Origin of the sequence: Peterkaempfera bronchialis (assembly GCF_003258605.2) — a bacterium.
In the GTDB taxonomy this organism is placed as follows: Bacteria; Actinomycetota; Actinomycetes; order Streptomycetales; family Streptomycetaceae; genus Peterkaempfera; species Peterkaempfera bronchialis.
In genome coordinates this window covers 2201316-2220007 of sequence record NZ_CP031264.1, presented here as the reverse complement: position 1 = coordinate 2220007, position 18692 = coordinate 2201316, and the positions used below count along the sequence as shown (strand labels likewise).

Below are 18692 nucleotides of genomic sequence, written 5' to 3'. Positions count from 1 at the left end.
CTCGCCTCACCGTCGTGATCCTGCGGGAGGCCCTGCCGGCCCCCTACCCAGGATCAGTTGTCGGTCTTGTCGGTGACGGCCTTGACGACCTCTTCCCACGCCTTGACCGGGTCCTTGTGGTTCTGCTCGATGTCCAGCAGGCCGTTCTTGGTGATGATGTCCTTCACCTGACCGTCCCACGGGCCGATCGGGGCCGGGGTGACGCTCTTCGCGATGTCGGCGTAGATCTTGCCGGTCGGCGCGTTGTTGAAGTACTCCTGCGTGGTGTTCTGCACCTCGGGGGAGTCCAGGCCGGCCTTGGTGGAGGGGATGTTGCCGAACTTGGCGAACACCTTGGCCTGCTGCTCGGGCGCGGTCAGCCAGGCGGCCAGCTTGATGGCCTCCTCCTGGTTCTTGCCGGCCTTCGGGACGGCCAGGAAGGAGCCGCCCCAGTTGGCGGCGACCGGGGCCTTGGCGATGTCCCACTTGCCCTTGCCCTCGGGGCCGGCGTTGCTGGTGATGATGCCGGTCATCCAGCTGGGGCAGGAGATGGTGGCGAACTTGTTGTTCTTGAAGCCGGCCGCCCAGCTGCCGCCGTCGTCGAACTGCTGGAGACCGGTGCTCAGGCCCTCGGAGATGGCCTTCACAGCGGTATCCCAGGCCAGCTTCACACCCGGACTGTCCTTGTAGACCAGCTCGCCCTGCGCGTTGGAGTACTGGTCGGGCTGGCTGGAGACCACAGCGTTGAAGATGCCGCCGGCGGAGTCCACCCACTTCGCCCCGGACGGGGACTTCTTCTTGAAGGTCTCGCCCGCCTGGAGGTACTTGTTCCAGTCGCCCTCCCACAGCTTGGCGACCTCGTCGCGGTCGGTGGGCAGACCGGCGGCCTTGAAGAGGTCGGTGCGGTAGCAGATCGCCATCGGGCCGACGTCGGTGCCCAGACCGATGGTCTGGCCGCCGGCGGTGGTGGCCTGCTTCCACTTGTAGTCGACCCAGGCGGAGGAGTCGATGCCGGGGGCCTTGCTCAGGTCCACGAACTTGTCGTAGAGCTTGCCGGTGGCCTCGGCGATGTAGCCGACCTCGATGGCCTGGATGTCGTCCACACCACTGCCGCTGGCCAGGTGCAGCTTCAGGGCGTCCCAGTACTTGCCACCGTCGGTGTTGCTCTCGGAGACGATCTTGATGTTCGGGTGCAGGCTCTCGTACTCGGCGTAGAGCTTGGCACCGGTCTTGTTGTCGAACCCGAAGTCACCGAAGGTACCGATGCGGAGGGTGATCTGGGCGTTGCCCTTGTCCTTGGTGTCGCCGCCCTTGTTGTCACTGTTGCTGCTGCTGCAACCGGTGACCAGGGCGGCGCAGGTCGCGAGCCCCGCAACCGCGGCAAGCGTGGTTCTCCGACCGCGAAGGCTGCTGGTGGTGCGCATTCCACTCTCCTATGTCCAGGGTGGGTCCGGGGTGCGCCACAACGGCTCCGCAGAGCCGTGCGGGTCAATTTCTCACGTGGCGTTGGCGGGTGGTGCAGAAGAAGGGTGCTGTGTCAGCGCTGTCCCCGTGGTCGTTTCACCGCTAATGTGTGGGAGCGCTCCCACGAGGCATGTCGTGAAGACTCCTGCCTCAGGGGGGTGGGTGTCAAGAGTTGAAGTCGGTTCCGTTGCGTGAGCGTGTCCTGCAAGTCACGCGACCGTGTCCGGACAAGGGCTTGCCAACCCGGCGGACCGGAGCGGCGGGACCCTGTTTCGGGGCGACAATGCGCAGATCAGACCGGTGATCGAGGCAACGAACGGCGACATCCGGTCTCGAACCGGCCACAATGAGGCGCAGCCCGCGTCCGCGAAGCCCGAGAGGTGAACCATGAGTCAAGCCGCGCAGCGTCCCGCGGGCCCTGCGGTGAGAGGCGGTGCCCGTCCTACACTGGAGGCCGTGGCCGCCCTGGCAGGCGTCGGAAGGGGCACTGTCTCCCGGGTCATCAACGGCTCGCCCCGGGTGAGCGACAAGGCGCGCGCCGCAGTGGAGCAGGCAATCGCCGAGCTCGGCTATGTGCCCAATCGCGCGGCGCGGACTCTTGTCACTTCTCGAACGGACTCCATCGCCCTGGTGGTCCCCGAGGCCGAGACGCGTCTCTTTTCCGAACCGTTCTTCAACGACATCATCCGCGGTGTCTCGGCGGAACTGGCCGACACCGACATGCAGCTGCTGCTCATCCTGGTCCGCACCAAGAAGGAGCGGGACCGGCTGGCCACCTACCTCGCCGCCCACCGGGTGGACGGCGTGCTGATGGTCTCCGTCCACGAGGACGACCCGCTGCCCAACCTGCTGGAACGCATCGACATGCCGTCCGTGCTGGTCGGCCGGCGCTCCGACCTGGAGCCGCTGTCTTATGTGGACGCCGACAACGCGGGCGGCGCCCGGATGGCCGTGCGGCACCTGCTGCGGCGCGGCTGCGAGCGGATCGCCACCATCACCGGCCCGCTGGACATGGAACCGGCCCGAGCCCGGCTGTCAGGCTACCGCCGGGCCCTGGAGGAGGCCGAGCTGGGCTGGGACGAGGACCTGGTGGGCCGTGCCGACTTCACCGAGACCGGCGGCCGGGAGGCCATGCGCGGCCTGCTGGAGCGGCGGCCCGACCTGGACGCGGTCTTCTGCGCCTCGGACCTGATGGCCGTCGGTGCCATGCAGGTGCTCCGGGAGGCGGGGCGGAGGGTGCCGGACGACGTGGCGGTGATCGGGTTCGACGACTCCATCATCGCCCGGCACACCGACCCGCCGCTGACCAGCGTCCGGCAGCCGATCGAGGAGATGGGCCGCACCATGGCGAGGCTGCTGCTGGAGGAGATCTCCGAGCAGGGCCGGGCCCGTCGGCAGGTGGTGCTGGCGACCGAGCTGATGGTGCGCACCTCGGCCTGAGCGGGGCTGTCCGAGCCGGGGCCCCCGAGCTGGACCGGGCCGTCTGGGCCGGGCCGTCTGGGCTGGGCCGTCCGAGCCGGGCCGTCTGGGCCGGGCCGTCCGACCTGGGCTGTTGCCTTCCGAGCCGCCCCCCTCCGGGCCGGCGCGAGCGCCGTTCCACTGCGGAGCGGCCGCGCGTTAGCGTGGAGGGGGGAGCGGCGCTTCGGCGGGCGCTGCCCGGCGGAGACGGAGGTCCGGTGATGCTGGCCGTGGATGTGGTGATCGCGGTGCTCGGCGCGGGTGCCGTCTGGGCGGCGATGGGCGTCCGGGTGGTCCAGCAGTTCGAGCGGGGCGTGGTGTTCCGGTTCGGCCGGGTGCACAGGGTGGTGCGCGAACCAGGGCTGCGGCTGCTGGTGCCGGTCGCGGACCGGCTGCGCAAGGTCAACCTCCAGATCGTGACGATGCCGGTCCCGGCCCAGGAGGGCATCACCCGGGACAATGTGACGGTCAGGGTCGACGCGGTGATCTACTTCAACGTCGTCGACCCGGTACGTGCCACGGTGAATGTCCAGGACTACATGTTCGCCATGCTCCAGGTGGCGCAGACATCCCTGCGGTCGATCATCGGCAAGAGCGAACTGGACGACCTGCTCTCCAACCGCGAGGAGCTCAACCAGGGCCTGGCGCTGATGATCGACAGCCCGGCGCTGGCCTGGGGCGTGCACATCGACCGGGTGGAGATCAAGGATGTGGCGCTGCCCGAGTCGATGAAGCGGTCGATGGCCCGGCAGGCCGAGGCGGACCGTGAACGCCGGGCGCGGATCATCACGGCGGACGGCGAGTACCAGGCGTCGCAGCGGCTCGCGGACGCCGCGCAGATCATGTCGGAGACGCCTTCGGCGCTCCAGCTGCGGCTGTTGCAGACCATGGTGGAGGTCGCCGCCGAGAAGAACTCCACGCTGGTGCTGCCGTTCCCGGTGGAGCTGCTGCGGTTCCTGGAGCGGGTGACCCCGGGCGAGGCCCCTGCGGACGCCTCCAGCCCTCCCTCGACCGCCGCGCAGGCTGCCCAGGCCGCTCCGGCCGCTCCGGCTGTCCAGGCCGCCGAGGCCGAGGAGCCGGTGCCGGAGGCGGTCCCGTTCCCGGCGCCGGTGCCCGAGCTGGAGGAGCCGTCCTCGGACGAGGCGGCGCCCCCGGAGCGCAAGGAGCTGTAAGGCGCCCGTAGGGACCCGTACGGCCGTGCTCAGGGGTGCGGCCGGAGCGTCCAGACAGCGGTCATCTCGCCGGTGACGGCGCCGTCCTCGCGGGCGATCTCCACCGTGACGGTGAACTCCGGCCGCTCCCCCCGGTCCAGCTCCGCGACGACCTCCCCGGCCGGGCGGCCGAGTACGGCGGTGGCGGTGACCGGGCCCATGGCGAGCTTCCGGTAGGCGATCTCGGCGCGCACGAGGAGCGGCACCGCCCGCGACAGCTGGTCGCCGAAGGCGGCGAGTACGGCGCACCCGCTGGCCGACTCGGCCAGGGTGAACATCGCCCCGGCGTGCGGCCCCCCGACGTGATTGCGGTACTCCGGCTGGTCCGGCAGCCGCAGCACGGCCCGCTCGGCCGAGGTCTCCAGGTACTCCAGCCCGAGCGTGCGGGCCATGGGCACGGTGTCCGCCAGCAGCGCGCCGATCGACGGCGAGGGTCCGGTCATGACAGCGGATGTTACCAGCAGGTAGCTTTCCCGGGTAGGCCCCGCCGGACGGTCTGCTGAGCACCGGTCAGAAGCGGCCCCGCGCCCGTGCGGAAACGAAAAGATCCGCCGGCCCGTTTCTGCAGGCCAGCGGATCTTTCTCATGGGGTGAGTGACGGGACTTGAACCCGCGACACCCGGGACCACAACCCGGTGCTCTACCAGCTGAGCTACACCCACCATCTGTTCGGTGCGCCTCGCGCTCCGACGCGGATAACTCTACAGGATCCGCAGGAGTGCTCGTGCCAGGCTTTCGGCGCGTCCCACCGGTGGTGCGGCCGGTGCGGGCGGTGTGGCCAGCGCGGTTGGCGCGGTCACGGAGGGCGGCAGGTCAGGGCGACGGCGGCAGCGCATGCTTGGCGGCGATGGCGCGCGCCGTGTCGCTGTCGGGACCCGGCTGCGGCACGAACACCGCCTCGCGGTAGTAGCGCAGCTCCACGATGCTCTCCCGGATGTCGGCCAGGGCGCGGTGGTTGCCGTTCTTCTCGGGGCTGTTGTAGTAGGCGCGGGGGTACCAGCGGCGGGCCAGCTCCTTGATGGAGGAGACATCCACGATCCGGTAGTGGAGGTGCGCCTCCAGGCCGGGCATGTCCCGGGCCAGGAAACCCCGGTCGGTGGCCACCGAGTTGCCGCAGAGCGGGGCCTTGCCGGCGTCCGGGACGTGCTCGCGGACATAGGCCAGCACCTGGGCCTCGGCATCGGCCAGCGTCACCCCGGAGTCCAGCTCGTCGAGCAGCCCGGAGGCGGTGTGCATCTGACGCACCACCTCGGGCATGTTCGCCAGCGCCGCGGCCGGCGGCCGGATCACCACGTCCACGCCCTCGCCGAGGATGTTGAGTTCGGAGTCCGTGACCAGCGCGGCGACCTCGACCAGGGCATCCTGGACGAGGTCGAGGCCCGTCATCTCACAGTCGATCCATACCATCCGGTCGTTCACATGTCTCACCCTACGGCGCGATCACGCTGACCGGGCACCGCGCGGCTGTGGCGGACCTCTCCCGCCCGGGAGCCGGTCGGCTGACCTTCCTGGCCGTCGGGGCGGTCGGCGCGGTGCCCACGGCCACGGGCACCCGGCTGCGGTCGGCCGTCGTCGGTGGCGGCATGGTCCGGCAGGGCGGACGGCGGCGCGGACCGGCCGGCCCGCTCGCCGGACGGCCCCGGCTGGAGCGGGACCCCACCGCCGCCTCCGCCGCCACCGCCCGGGTACGGACCCGGCAGCCGGTCGCCCGGCGGTGCCTGCGCAGGCACCGAGACGGGCGGCTGCGGGCGCCGGGAACGGAAGTTGGTCCGGTAGACGGCAGGGGAGACCCCGAGCTGGCGGCGGAAGTGCCCGCGCAGCGCGACCGGGGAGCGGAAGCCGCAGCGGCGGGCCACCTCGTCCACGGACAGGTCGGAGGTCTCCAGCAGCCGCTGCGCCTGGAGCACCCGCTGGGTGATCAGCCACTGGAGCGGGGCACTTCCGGTCAGCGACCGGAAACGCCGGTCGAAGGTGCGCCGGCTCATATAGGCCCGGGCGGCCAGAGCCTCCACGTCGAACTGCTGGTTGAGGTTCTCCAGCGCCCAGGTCACGACCTCGGCGAGCGGGTCGTTGCCGATCTCCTCAGGTAAAGACCTGTCGATGTACTGGGCCTGGCCTCCGGGCCGGCGGGCGGGCACCACCAGCCGCCGGGCCAGGGCGTTGGCAGCCTCGGCCCCGTGGTCGGTGCGCACCACGTGCAGGCAGAGGTCTATGCCGGCGGCCGTGCCGGCCGAGGTGAGCACATCGCCGTCGTCGACGAAGAGCTCCCGTGGGTCCACGTGCACCCGTGGATAGCGCTTGGCCAGGGTCGGCGCGTACATCCAGTGGGTGGTGGCCGGGCGGCCGTCCAGCAGCCCTGCGGAGGCGAGCACGAAGGCGCCGGTGCAGAGGCCGATGATCCGGGCGCCCTCCTGGTGGGCCTTGCGCAGGGCGGCGATGGCCTCGACCGGGGGAGCCTGGGAGATCGAACGCCAGGCCGGTACGACGATGGTGCCGGCCCGGGCGAGCGCGTCCAGCCCGTACGGGGCGGTGAGGGTCAGCCCGCCGGTGGTGGCCAGCGGGCCCTCCTCGCCCGCGCACACCAGCAGGCGGTAGCGGGGGACGCCCGCGTCCTGGCGGTCCACGCCGAAGACGGAGAGCGGGATGGAGGACTCGAAGATCGGCGCACCGCCGAAGATCAGCACCGCCACGGTCTCCCGGCGCCGCCGCCCGGAGAGCTTGCGGAACGCCCCCGGGGAGGTCGCGGTGGGGCCGCCGGACAGGGAGGGAGGCACGGCGGACCCGGCGGCCGAGGCGGCGGGGCCGGAGGGTGAGCCGACACCCGGCGCGACGGCGGTCGAGGAAGGCGAGCCCGGATGCGCGGGCGTGCCGGCAGTTCTCGGGTCACCGCCCGCGGGGCGGGACGGGACACCGGCACCGTCCTGCACTGCGCCGCTCCTGCTCACCCTGCTCAAGGCGCTCAAGCCCCCCTAGGTCGTGTGGCTCGCGGACGCCGGTGGCCGCGGTGCCCTGGCGTGCCCGGGAGGCGCTCGGCGGCGCCTCGCCCTGCTGCCCGGGTCCGCGGTGTCATGGCTGTCCGTCCCTGTCCTGCTCCGGCACTGTTCGCTCCCCCGACGCTAGCCAAGATCGAATCTACTGGGTTCGGAGACGCCGTTGTGACAAATTCACCATCCGACGCTATGTCGACATGGCAATTTGGCGTGATGCATTCGATCACGAAGCGTGGCACCCGTCGACCCCGCTGGGAAGGGGGCATAGGGGCGGGTGGCTGGTTGTCACACGGCGCAGGGGGCGCGCATGGGGGCGCAATTCCGGGGGCTTCCGGTCTGGACTGCGCATATGCCCAAACCCCTTGTGTGGCCGAGAAGTTGACTGAAAAGCAGCGTTGCGGGACGCCGTCGACGGTAGTTCGATGACGCGCCCGCGCGGGCGCGGCCGAGCCGGAGCGCATCTGCGGAGGCGGAAGCGCTTCCGGTGGGGCGGTGCGGTGCCGCCTGGACCGGTGGGCGGGTGCAGCGGCCGCCGCTCCGCCGGGATGCGGCCGACCCGGCCGGCGGTCTCCGGCCAACACTGCGTCGGATGGGGCCATCGGGGCCACTGGGACCGGTGGGGCGGATAGGGTCGGCTGCATGGAGCAGCACACCTTTCCGGAAGCCGCCCATGACAATGCCGCAGCCTTCTGGCTCGCCCGCGCCCGGGCGCTGGGGCTGCATGCCGTCCGCACCGCCGGGTGGACGGCGGTGCACGGCGGGTCGGACGGCCTGGACGCCCACCGGGTGGTGGTGACGCGGCCGTACTCGGACCCGGAGGGGCTGCTGGCGGAGCTGGCCGGGCTGTTCCGGGAGTGGGGCACTGGTCGAGTCTGCCTCGAAGACCCCTACGGTGGGCTGGATTTGGCCTTGTATGGCGGAGAAGGTGCGCTGGCGCAGGCCGTGATGGTACGGGAGCCCGCCCCGCTGGGCCCTGGCTCGGGTGTCGGCCCGGCTGCTCGCCCGGGTACCGGCCGGGGGAGCGGGGTGGAGGTCCGCGAGGCGGTGGACGGTGACGGACTGGCCGTGGCCGAGCGGGTGGTGGTGGAGGGCTTTCCGCTGCCGGCGCGGCTGCCGTGGCGGCGCGGCGGGCTGCTGCCCGGGGCGCTGCTCGGCGAACCCGGCTGGCGGGCCTGGGTCGCCCGCCGTGACGGTGCACCGGCCGGAGCCTGCGTCAGCTACGACGACGGCTCGGTGGTGGGGCTGTACTGGGTGGCGACGCTGCCCGACCACCGTTCGCGCGGGGTGGCGCGGGCGGTGGTGGAGGCCGTGCTCGCCGCCCATCCGGGACGGCCTGCCACGCTCACGGCCACGCTGCTCGGTGAGCCGCTCTACCGGCGGCTGGGGTTCACCGAGCGGGCGCTCTCCCGCTGGTGGCGCTACCCGGCGAGCGGACCGGCCGTGCCCACTGCCGCCGACCGGTAGGCGGGCACCCCGCTGCGGGACGCCACCGCAGTGCGCGACGAGGGCACGGGCGTGCGGGGCGGCACCGGCGCGTGGGACGGGCGGACCGCCGGGACGGCGAACCGGGTACGGGCCGCCGCGGCAGGGCGCGCGGTCGGCGTGGACGCCGGGCGGGCGCTGAGCACCATGCCGACGGCCTCGGGGAGACCGGGCGCGCAGAGCGTCGGGCGGTAGCCGAGCTCCGGCCAGGGACGGCCGTGGTGGAGCCAGACGCTGTACAGCCCGCTGACCGTCGCACCGGCGATGTCGGCGGGTGCGTGGTCGCCGACCATCCAGGTGCGGGCGGCCCATGCGCTCCTGCTGGTGGGTATCCCGCAGCGGCGGGCGGCGATGCGGAAGATCTCCGGGTCGGGCTTGGCGCAGTGTGCCTCCTCGGAGATCACCCAGCCGTCCACCAACGGGGCCAGGCCGGTGCGGCGGATCTTGTCCAACTGGGGAACGGTGCCGCCGTTGCTGACGATGCCCAGCGTCCAGCCGGCGGTGCGGGCCGCGCGCAGGGCCGCGAGGTGGGCGGCGGGGCAGTGGATGTGGGCGTTGATGCCCCGGCGGTAGTGGTCGAGCAGGCTGCCGAGCGGGGCGTCCAGGCCGTACCGCCGGCGGACGGCGCCGAGGACGGTGGAGCGGGGGACGAAGCCGCTGCCGTCGAGGGTGGAGAGCCAGTCGAGGTCCTCGGGCGGCAGGTGGTGCTCGGCCAGGAAATCCCTTGCCCAGGCACGGAAGGCGGCGTCCCTGGGCAGCAGCGTGTTGTCGAGGTCCATCAGCAGCAGCGGCATGCGCTGCATGCTGCCAGTGCGCGGGCTCATGCACCTGGCAATTGCCAACGCCCGTCCGAAGCCCTGTCGAATGGCTGGAATCCTGCTTTGTCGGCCGGTGCCTGGCTGTGCCCGGCCTGGGTTCTGCCCTGCCCGGCCCCGCCCGGCGGAGCAGGGCCGGGCCGCGCGCGGGCCGGCTCGCCGATTTGGCGGCGGCACCCGGCGGCACCCGACGCCGGAACCCGGCGGCAGAACCCGGCGCCGGAATCCGCCGCAGCACCGGGCACCCCGGAGACGCCCGTTACACGACCGCAGCGTCACCGTGCGCGCGCTCCCTGTTGCGCTTCCGGCCAGGCTCCGGCATTCTCCAGTGAACCTCCGGGAGCGGGGCGGCGGCCCGGCCGAGGACGGGGGCGTGGGCGGCAGGCCGCACGCATCCCCCGTGCGCGGTAACCACAGGGTCTCGGCGCTCCGCACCTGGGCGGGAACGCCCTGTCGCCGTACGCTGGAAGGAAGAGGCCACGCAGGAAGTCCTCCGGCTTTCGGTGCCGGTCGGCCCGCTGCGCATGGTGCCCCACAACCCCCCCGCCGCCGTCCTCCTCCCGCCCCACTCCCTCCCTCCGAGAATCCAGAGCCATGGCCGGTTACGAGCCTCATGAGCCCGCCGACGGCAACTCCGCCGCTCGGCCGACCGGGCCTTCCGCTTCCGCCGGGGAGTCCTCCTCCGCTGAGCCGCGCAGGCACAGAGCGAAGCCGAAGCAGAAGTCCGCGACGCACCCGCGCCTCCCCGGACCCCAGGGCGAGCCGCAGAGCGCGCATGCCTGCGATCCCGCGTTCCAGCACGGCGTGGTGGTCGGATTCGACGGGTCGCTCTCCAGTGAGCGCGCCCTCGCATACGCCGTCGGCATGGCACGCCGCTCCAGGTGCGGCCTGGTGATCGTGCATGTCGCCAACCGGCTGCCGGCGACCGTGTGGGCGGGCTGCGAACCACCCGTCTTCGTGGACGTACCCGACCACCGCACCGAGGTCCTCGGTCTGGAGCTGGCCTGCGCCGACTACCTGGCCGATGTGCCATGGGTCCTGGTGGAGCGCGGCGGGGACATCTGCCACGAACTGGAGGAGGTCGGTCGGGAGTACGCCGCCGACGCCATCGTCGTGGGCAGTACGCACGGCCTGATCGGCAAGGTCTTCGGTTCGGTCTCGGGCCGACTGGCCCGCCGGGCCAACCGCCCGGTGGTGGTCATCCCCTGAGGGGCCGTCCCCTCCTTCCTTCCTCCCCCCTTCCTTCGCGATGCGCCTGACGGCACGTCGGAATCCAATGGCTGCGCCGGGTGTTGCGGCGGGACCCGGCCGTTCCCGGAGCCCCGCCGTGGACAGCCCGTCAGGACGCCATGCCCAGCTCCCTGGCGATCAGCATCCGCTGGACCTCGGAGGTGCCCTCGCCGATCTCCAGAATCTTGCAGTCCCGCCAGAACCGGGCCACCGGGAACTCGTTCATGAATCCATAGCCGCCGTGGATCTGGGTGGCCTCCCGGGCGTTGACCACAGCCGCGTCCGAGGAGTGGAGCTTGGCGATTGCGGCTTCCTTCTTGAACGGCTCGCCGTGCAGCAGACGGGACGCGGCGTCCCGCCAGGCCAGCCGGGAGGTGTGCGCGCGCATCTCCATGTCGGCGATCTTGAACTGGATGGCCTGGTTGGCGCCGATGGTGCGGCCGAAGGCACGCCGCTCCGAGGCGTAGGCCAGTGACTGGTCGACGCATCCCTGAGCCAGGCCGGTGGACAGGGCTGCGATGGCGATCCGCCCCTCGTCGAGGATGCGGAGGAATTGGGCGTACCCGCGACCGACCTCGCCGAGCAGGTTGGCCGCCGGGACCCGGCAGTCGGCGAAGGACAGCTCCCGGGTGTCCGAGGCGTTCCAGCCGACCTTGGAGTACTTCTTCGACACGGTGAAGCCGGGGGTGCCGGCAGGAACGATGATGGAGGAGATCACCGGCCGGGTCGAGGCTTTTCCGCCCGCTTCACTCGAATGAGTGGTCGATTCGGTGAGGGCGGTGACGGTCACCAGACCGGTGATGTCCGTCCCGGAGTTGGTGATGAAGCACTTGGTGCCGTTGATCACCCACTCCCCGGTCTCTTCGTCCAGCCGGGCCGTCGTCCTGGTGGCCCCGGCGTCCGAGCCGCCCTCCGGCTCGGTCAGGCCGAAGGCACCCAGCAGCTCGCCCGAGCAGAGCCGGGGCAGCCACTCCTGCTTCTGCTCCTCGGTACCGAACCGGAAGATCGGCATGGCGCCCAGCGACACCCCGGCCTCCAGCGTGATGGCCACCGAGGAGTCCACCCGGGCCAGTTCCTCCAGGGCCAGGCAGAGCGCGAAGTAGTCGCCGCCCATACCGCCGTACTCCTCGGGGAACGGAAGCCCGAACAGGCCCATCCTCCCCATCTCCCGGATGATCTCGTACGGGAACTCGTTGTGCTCGTAGTAGTCGCCGATCTTGGGTGCGACGACGTCGTTGGCGAACTCGGCGACGGTGCGGCGAAGTTCCTCGTACTCGGAGTCGAGCCGATGGTCGAGCATGGTGACGCTCCTGGGCCTCTTGAGGGTGGCGAGGGACGGGGAGGGCCGGGGCGGGGTCGCCGCCCGGCCGATGGCAGAGGGTCAGCCGCCGGTCAGCGCGCGCACCGTCCGCGACGGGCTGGGTCGGCCGAGGTGCCCGGCGAGCCAGACGCTGGTGGCGGCGAGCGCCTCCAGGTCGACGCCGGTCTCGATGCCGAGACCGTGCAGCATCCAGACCAGGTCCTCGGTGGCGAGATTGCCGGTGGCGCTCTTGGCGTACGGGCAGCCGCCCAGCCCGCCCGCCGAGGCATCCACGACCGACACGCCGAAGTGCAGCGCGGCGAGCGTGTTGGCCAGCGCCTGGCCGTAGGTGTCGTGGAAGTGCACGGCCAGCCGCTGCGGGGCCACCCCGGCCCGGTCCAGCGCCGCCAGCAGCGCCGTGACCTGGCCCGGAGTGGCCACCCCGATGGTGTCGCCGAGGCTGAGTTCGTCGCACCCCAGCTCCATCAGCCGACGGCCGACCTCGACCACCTGGGCCGGCGGCACCGGGCCCTCCCAGGGGTCGCCGAAGCACATCGACAGATAGCCGCGCACCCGTACGCCCTCCTCCGCCGCCCGCGCAACCACCGGCGCGAACATCTCCAGCGACTCCTCCAGCGAGCGGTTGAGGTTGCGGCGGGCGAAGGTCTCGGTGGCGCTGGCGAAGACCGCGATGTCGGAGACGCCGTGGGCCAGCGCCCGCTCCAGGCCGCGTTCGTTGGGTACCAGCACCGGCAGCCGCAGTCCCGGATACCGCCCCGGCAGGTCGGCCAGCAGCGGCATCAGCTGCTCGGCGTCGGCCAGCTGCGGCACCCACTTCGGGTGCACAAAGCTGGTCGCCTCCACGGTGCGCAGACCGGCTGCCGCCAGCCGGGCGACGAACTCCGCCTTCACCTCCACCGGCAGCGGCAGCGCCTCGTTCTGCAGCCCGTCGCGCGCGCCCACCTCGTGGATCCGCACCCGCGCCGGCAGGCCCGGCAGCGGCACGGCCTCGGGCAGCCCCAGTGAGAGCACCGACCCGGTCATCTCGCCACCTCCGCAGGCTCGTCGCCGGTCGCGGCGGCGGCCTCGTCGCCGTCGCCCGCCGACACCACCACCAGTACCTCGTCCATGGCGACACCGGCGCCCGCGACGGCGCGCAGCTGCTCCACCGTGCCGTCGTGCGGCGCGGCGATCACGTGCTCCATCTTCATGGCCTCCAGGACCAGCAGCGGCTGCCCCTTGGCGACCCGCTCGCCCACGGCGGTCTTCACCACCGTGACGGTTCCCGGCATCGGGGCGGTGAGGGTGCCGTGGTGCGTACCGGGGCTGCCGTCCCCGGCGCGCTCTGCGACCGGGTCGTACGGCAGCACCGCCCAGGCGTCGCCGTCCAGCCCCAGCCAGGTGACGGGGCCGGTGACGGCACCGGGAGGGGCGTTGTCGGTGGCGTATGTGAAGCTGTGCCGGACGCCGTCGAGAGCGATCTCCAGACGGTCGTCGCGGCGTGCGGCCCGGGCGTTGTGCACCGGCCCGTCGCCGAGGCGGACTGCCAGGTCAGCGGCGCTTTCGGGCCCGTTGTCAGTGGTACCCGCTACGTTCTCCATCGAGGCGGGTCGTACCCGTACCTCCACCGGTTCGGCGCCCGGGATGCGGAGCCGGTGGACGGTCCAGGCGGGCTCGCCGCCCAACCGCCAGCCGGAGGGAAGGGAGAAGGGGTCGATCCAGCCGCCGGGGGCGGCGGCCGGGGTGAGGTCCAGGTGCCGGGCGAGGGCTGCGGCGCAGAGTACGGCGTGGGGGAGCGGGGCCGCGGGAACGGCCTCAGGGGAAGAGCCGCCGGGTTCGCCGGCGGGGTCGAGCGGGGATGCCAGGAGTTCGGGGGTCTGCTGGACGGTGCGCTCGACCAGGCCGGTGTCGAGATCGCCCGCCACCACATCGGGATGCGTGAGGAGCCGGCGTAGGAAGCCGGTATTGGTGGTCACGCCGAGGATCCGGGTCTCCGCGAGGGCGGCGCGCAGCCTTCGCAGAGCCGTGTCCCGGTCGGGGCCGTAGGCGATGACCTTGGCGAGCATGGGGTCGTAGGTGGAGCCGACGAGGGTGTCCGGGGTGAGTCCGGAATCGACCCGTACGCCCTCGCCGGTCGGCTCGTGGAGCAGCAGTACCCGGCCGCCGGTGGGCAGGAAGCCGCGAGCGGGGTCCTCGGCGCAGATCCGGGCCTCGATCGCATGACCACGGAAGGAGATGTCCGACTGGGTGACGGGGAGCCGTTCCCCGGCGGCGATGCGCAGCTGCCACTCGACCAGGTCCGGCCGCCCGGGGCCGGCCGGGCCCTCGATGCCGCGCACGTCGGCGGCGAGTTCGGTGACGGGGTGCTCGACCTGGAGGCGGGTGTTCATCTCCATGAAGTAGTAGGCGGACGGGTCGCTGCCGGGCACGATGAACTCCACCGTGCCGGCCCCGGTGTAGCCGCATGCCTCGGCTGCGCGGACGGCGGCGGCGCCCATGGCGGCGCGGGTGTCCTCCCCGAGGAGGACGGAGGGGGCCTCCTCGATCAGCTTCTGGTGGCGCCGCTGGAGGCTGCACTCGCGCTCGCCCAGGTGCACGGTGGTGCCGTGGGCGTCGGCGATCACCTGTACCTCGATATGCCGGGGCCGGTCGATCCAGCGCTCCACCAGGAGCGTGTCGTCGCCGAAGGCGGTCCGGGCCTCGCGGCGGGCGGCGGCGATCTCGTCCGGCAGCGCGGCCGGGTCCCGTACCAGCCGCATGCCCTTGCCGCCGCCGCCGGCCGAGGGCTTCAGCAGGACCGGGAAGCCGATCGCGTCGGCTGCTGCGGCCAGGTCGGCGTCGCTGCGGGCGGTGTCCCGGCTGCCGGGGACGACGGGCACGCCTGCGGCCCGCACCGCCTCCTTGGCGTTGATCTTGTCGCCCATCAGCTCGATGGCGGAGGGAGGAGGACCGATGAAGACCAGGCCCGCGTCGGCGCAGGCGCGGGCGAAGGCGGCGTTCTCGGCGAGGAAGCCGTATCCGGGGTGGACGGCCTGGGCGCCGGTGCGGCGGGCCGCCTCCAGGATGCGGGGGATGTGCAGATAGGTCTCGGCGGCGGAGCTGTCGGCCCGGTCCGGAGGGCCCAGCCGCACGGCGGTGTCAGCCTCCCGGACATGCAGCGCGTCGGCGTCGGCATCGCTGTGCACGGCCACCGAGCGCACGCCGAGGCGGCGCAGGGTGCGGATCACGCGAACGGCGATCTCACCGCGGTTGGCGACCAGGACGGTGTCGAACATGGGAGGTGCTCCTCCGGTCACAGGAAAGGCAGGCTGGCTGTCCGTCACGGCCGCGGTCACATGCGGAAGATGCCGTAGGGGCGCGGCTCGGCGAGCGGGGCGTTGGCGCAGGCGGTGAGGGCCAGGCCGACCACGGTGCGGGTGTCCATCGGGTCGATCACGCCGTCGTCCCACAGCCGTGCGGTGGCGTAGTAGGCGCTGCCCTGACGCTCGTACTGTTCCCGCACCGGGCGCTTGAACTCCTCCTCCGCCTCGGTCGGCCAGTCGGTGCCCTGCGCCTCCAACTGGTCGCGGCGGACCGTGGCCAGCACGGAGGCGGCCTGCTCACCGCCCATCACGGAGATCTTGGCCCCGGGCCACATCCACAGGAAGCGGGGTGAGTAGGCACGTCCGCACATGGAGTAGTTCCCGGCTCCGTAGGAGCCGCCGACCACCACGGTGAGCTTGGGCACCCGGGTGCAGGCCACTGCCGTGACCATCTTGGCGCCGTGCTTGGCGATGCCTCCGGCCTCGTACTGGCGCCCGACCATGAAGCCGGAGATGTTCTGGAGGAAGAGCAGGGGGATGGAACGCTGGTCGCACAGCTCGATGAAGTGCGCGCCCTTCATGGCCGACTCGGCGAAGAGGATGCCGTTGTTGGCGATGATCCCCACCGGGTGGCCGTGCACCCGGGCGAAGCCGGTGACCAGGGTCGGCCCGTACTCGGCCTTGAACTCGGCGAAGCGGCTGCCGTCCACGATCCGGGCGATCACCTCCCGCACGTCGTACGGGGTGCGCGGGTCGACCGGCACCGCCCCGTAGAGCCCCGCCGGATCCACCGCCGGCGGCTCGACCGGCGCGACCTCCCACGGCCGCGGCGGTCGCGGGCCCAGGCCGCCCACGATGGAGCGGACGATCGCCAGCGCATGGGCGTCGTCCTCCGCCAGGTGGTCGGTCACTCCCGAGGTGCGGGAGTGCACCTCGCCGCCGCCCAGTTCCTCGGCGGTGACCACCTCCCCGGTGGCCGCCTTCACCAGCGGGGGCCCGCCCAGGAAGATGGTGCCCTGGTTGCGCACGATCACGGCCTGGTCGCTCATCGCCGGTACATACGCCCCGCCTGCCGTGCAGGACCCGAGCACGGCGGCGATCTGCGGGATGCCGGCGGCGGACATCCGCGCCTGGTTGTAGAAGATCCGCCCGAAGTGGTCGCGGTCGGGGAAGACCTCGTCCTGCATCGGCAGGAACGCCCCGCCGGAGTCCACCAGGTAGACGCAGGGCAGCCGGTTGTCCAGCGCCACCTCCTGCGCGCGCAGGTGCTTCTTCACGGTCATCGGGTAGTAGGTGCCGCCCTTGACCGTGGCGTCGTTGGCGACCACCACCACCTCGCGTCCGGCCACCCGCCCGATCCCGGCCACCACCCCGGCGGCGGGGGCCGCGCCGTCGTACAGGCCGTCGGCGGCCAGCGGGCACAGCTCCAGGAAGGGCGAGCCGGGGTCGAGCAGGGTGTCCACCCGGTCGCGGGGGAGCAGCTTGCCGCGAGCGATGTGGCGCTGCCGGGCCCGCTCGCCGCCGCCGAGCGCGGCAGCGGCCAGCTTGCGGCGCAGCTCGCCGACGAGCGCCGTATGCGCCTCGGTGTTGGCGCGGTAGGCGGCCGACCCGGGATCGGCAGTGGTGTCCAGCCGGGGCGCCGCTGCCTCGGCCGCCCAGGTCGGGGGAGCGGCGGCGTATGACGAGAAGACCATGCCCAAGAGCTCCTTTGCCCCTGAACCGGGCGGCGCGCAAGCCCGTCCGGCCCACCGCGCCGGCGACCGTGCCCAACGAGGTTAATTAACGTTAACTTACGCGGTCAGGTTAACCACCGATAACCGGACTGTCTAGGATCGGGGCATGCCGAACACCGACGCTCCCGCCGCGACCCCGCGCCGCGACCAGATCCGCCGCGAGGCCGCCAGGCTCTTCGCCGCCCGCGGCTTCCTCGGCGTGGGCGTGGACGAGATCGGCAAAGCGGTCGGCATCAGCGGACCCGGCCTCTACCGGCACTTCCCCGGCAAGGACGCCATGCTGGCCGACCTGCTGGTGGGCATCAGCGAACGGCTGCTGGACGAGGGCCGCCGCCGCGCCGAGGAGGCGTCCGACGCCACTGCGGCGCTGGACGCCCTGATCCGTGGCCATATCGACTTCGCGCTGGACGACCAGGACCTGATCACCCTCCACGACCGGGAACTGCTGCACCTCAAGGACGAGGACCGCCACCGGGTGCGCCGCCTCCAGCGCAGCTATGTCGAGCTCTGGGTGGCCGTGGTCCGCCGCGCCTTCCCCGCGCCCTCCGCCCTCGCCGAGGAACCCGGCGCCCGCGCCGCCGTCCACGCCGTCTTCGGCCTGCTGAACTCCACCCCGCACAGCGCCGGCCAGCGCGGCGCGCAGCCGACGCTCGACCGCGACACCATCGCGGCCCTGCTGCACCGCCTCGCCCTGGGCGCCTTCAGCGCCGCCGCCGGCCCCGACGGCCACGCCCGCTAACCCCTGCCGACCAGTCGCATCCCAGCCCCGTACCCCGCCCCCACCGCCATGGATCACCCAACCACCCGAACGGCCTCACCCCCGGTCGTCCGCCTCCGGCAGCCACCGCAGCGCGAACCACAGCTCCATCCGCACATCCGCATCCGCCAGATCCACCTCCAGCAGCCCACCGATCCGGGCGATGCGCTGCCGGACCGTGTTGCGGTGCAGATCCAGCGCCACCGCCGTACGGTCCCAACTGCCGTGCAGTGACAGCCAGGTCCTCAGCGTCTCCAGCAGCACCGCCTCCCCCGGCGGCCCCGCCTCCCGCAACGCCGCGAACCGGGCCCGTGCCAGCGCCTCCGCCTCCCCCGGCGCCACCAGCCCATGCACGCTCGGCTCCGCCTCCCGGTGCCGCAGCACCGCGCTCCCCACGGCCAGCGCCCGCCGCAACGCCCGCTCCGCCTGGGCCGCCGCGAGCCCCAGATCCCCGGCGACCACCGGTCCGCTCACCCCAGCGTCCACCCCAGCCGCTCCGGCAGCGCAAACGACGCCTCCTCCGCCTCCCGCCCCCGCAGCGGCACCACCGCCCGCAGCGACTCCCCCGCCACCTCCAGATAGGGCGTGCCCAACGCCGTCCCCAGCGCCGCCAGGTGCACCGCGCCCCCCGCTTCCCCCGCCCGGTACTCCGCCCGCACACCACCACCCAGCGCCCCTCGCTCTCCGCCGGATGCAGCAGCGGCGCCACCTCAGACGCCTCCGCCCCCAGCAGCACCCGCACCATTGCCGCCGCGCTCCTGGTGTCCCCGCCCAGCGCATGCCGTGGCCCGCTCAGCAGCGACAGCAGCACCACCCCCACCCCCGCCACCGACCGTTCCAGCGACGTCAGCGACCGCCCCGCCGCCAGCCCCAGCAACGACTCGCCCGCCAGCGTGTGCACCACCAACTGCGCCCCCGCATGGTGCTCCGTGGCCGACCCCGGCGTCCGCGCCGACCGCGCCGCCAACTGC

16 protein-coding genes and 1 tRNA gene are annotated in these 18692 nt (G+C 72.5%); 5 read left to right on the top strand and 12 right to left on the bottom strand.

Features of this window, described 5'->3' with window-relative positions; all coding sequences use genetic code 11:
- Positions 1-53: 53 nt before the first annotated feature.
- Positions 54-1403 (bottom strand): ABC transporter substrate-binding protein, encoded by a 1350-nt coding sequence (locus tag C7M71_RS09660; RefSeq protein WP_111492816.1) that lies wholly within the window; start codon positions 1401-1403, stop codon positions 54-56.
- Positions 1404-1830: 427 nt separating this feature from the next.
- On the opposite strand from C7M71_RS09660, the gene C7M71_RS09655 reads away from it, so the two are divergent.
- Together C7M71_RS09655 and C7M71_RS09650 are read left to right on the top strand one after the other, a co-directional pair.
- Complete coding sequence (locus tag C7M71_RS09655) at positions 1831-2883, top strand: LacI family DNA-binding transcriptional regulator (protein ID WP_111492815.1); 1053 nt, start codon at positions 1831-1833, stop codon at positions 2881-2883.
- 239 nt (positions 2884-3122) lie between these two features.
- Complete coding sequence (locus C7M71_RS09650; RefSeq protein ID WP_175607787.1) at positions 3123-4073, top strand: slipin family protein; 951 nt, start codon at positions 3123-3125, stop codon at positions 4071-4073.
- A gap of 29 nt (positions 4074-4102) precedes the next feature.
- On the opposite strand, the gene C7M71_RS09645 is transcribed toward C7M71_RS09650, so the two are convergent.
- From C7M71_RS09645 to C7M71_RS09630, 4 genes are all read right to left on the bottom strand, one after another.
- On the bottom strand, positions 4103-4555 hold the full coding sequence (locus tag C7M71_RS09645) for a DUF4442 domain-containing protein (protein WP_162824200.1): 453 nt from the start codon (positions 4553-4555) through the stop codon (positions 4103-4105).
- Between the two features lie 143 nt (positions 4556-4698).
- Positions 4699-4774 (bottom strand) — tRNA-His (locus C7M71_RS09640).
- A 151-nt stretch (positions 4775-4925) separates the two neighbouring features.
- A complete protein-coding gene (orn, locus tag C7M71_RS09635; RefSeq protein ID WP_111492813.1) occupies positions 4926-5531 on the bottom strand; it encodes an oligoribonuclease in 606 nt (201 codons plus the stop codon).
- 5 nt (positions 5532-5536) lie between these two features.
- A complete protein-coding gene (locus C7M71_RS09630; RefSeq protein WP_114914683.1) occupies positions 5537-6874 on the bottom strand; it encodes a GlxA family transcriptional regulator in 1338 nt (445 codons plus the stop codon).
- Positions 6875-7741: 867 nt separating this feature from the next.
- Between C7M71_RS09630 and C7M71_RS32565 the strand changes: the two genes are divergently transcribed.
- Positions 7742-8566 carry a GNAT family N-acetyltransferase gene (locus C7M71_RS32565; RefSeq protein ID WP_114914293.1) on the top strand — a complete coding sequence of 275 codons (825 nt, stop codon included), beginning with the start codon at positions 7742-7744 and terminating at the stop codon, positions 8564-8566.
- On the opposite strand, the gene C7M71_RS09620 is transcribed toward C7M71_RS32565, so the two are convergent.
- Entirely contained in the window at positions 8521-9387 is an 867-nt protein-coding gene (locus tag C7M71_RS09620; RefSeq protein WP_229758638.1) for an HAD family hydrolase, read from the bottom strand. The two genes, C7M71_RS32565 and C7M71_RS09620, sit on opposite strands and share 46 nt — an antisense overlap.
- A gap of 606 nt (positions 9388-9993) precedes the next feature.
- Here C7M71_RS09620 and C7M71_RS09615 point away from each other — a divergent pair.
- Positions 9994-10608 (top strand): universal stress protein, encoded by a 615-nt coding sequence (locus C7M71_RS09615; protein WP_407675880.1) that lies wholly within the window; start codon positions 9994-9996, stop codon positions 10606-10608.
- A gap of 130 nt (positions 10609-10738) precedes the next feature.
- Here the strand turns inward: C7M71_RS09615 and C7M71_RS09610 are convergent, their stop codons facing one another.
- From C7M71_RS09610 to C7M71_RS09595, 4 genes are all read right to left on the bottom strand, one after another.
- The gene (locus C7M71_RS09610) at positions 10739-11929 is read right to left on the bottom strand and encodes an acyl-CoA dehydrogenase family protein (protein ID WP_111493150.1); all 1191 of its coding nucleotides are present in this window, start codon (positions 11927-11929) and stop codon (positions 10739-10741) included.
- A gap of 81 nt (positions 11930-12010) precedes the next feature.
- Positions 12011-12973, bottom strand: coding sequence for a hydroxymethylglutaryl-CoA lyase (locus tag C7M71_RS09605; protein WP_111493149.1), 963 nt, complete (start codon positions 12971-12973; stop codon positions 12011-12013).
- Complete coding sequence (locus C7M71_RS09600) at positions 12970-15204, bottom strand: acetyl/propionyl/methylcrotonyl-CoA carboxylase subunit alpha (protein ID WP_111493148.1); 2235 nt, start codon at positions 15202-15204, stop codon at positions 12970-12972. The genes C7M71_RS09605 and C7M71_RS09600 overlap by 4 nt, the downstream gene beginning before the upstream one ends.
- 56 nt (positions 15205-15260) lie before the next feature.
- Positions 15261-16925 (bottom strand): carboxyl transferase domain-containing protein, encoded by a 1665-nt coding sequence (locus C7M71_RS09595; RefSeq protein ID WP_111493147.1) that lies wholly within the window; start codon positions 16923-16925, stop codon positions 15261-15263.
- Between the two features lie 145 nt (positions 16926-17070).
- On the opposite strand from C7M71_RS09595, the gene C7M71_RS09590 reads away from it, so the two are divergent.
- Positions 17071-17703, top strand: a complete 633-nt coding sequence (locus C7M71_RS09590; protein WP_111493146.1) for an SACE_7040 family transcriptional regulator — start codon at positions 17071-17073, stop codon at positions 17701-17703.
- A 75-nt stretch (positions 17704-17778) separates the two neighbouring features.
- Here C7M71_RS09590 and C7M71_RS32875 read toward each other — a convergent pair whose 3' ends face one another.
- Complete coding sequence (locus C7M71_RS32875; protein ID WP_229758637.1) at positions 17779-18195, bottom strand: helix-turn-helix domain-containing protein; 417 nt, start codon at positions 18193-18195, stop codon at positions 17779-17781.
- Positions 18192-18341 (bottom strand): hypothetical protein, encoded by a 150-nt coding sequence (locus C7M71_RS32870; RefSeq protein WP_229758636.1) that lies wholly within the window; start codon positions 18339-18341, stop codon positions 18192-18194. Before C7M71_RS32870 ends, C7M71_RS32875 begins: the two co-directional genes overlap by 4 nt.
- Positions 18342-18692 lie beyond the last annotated feature (351 nt).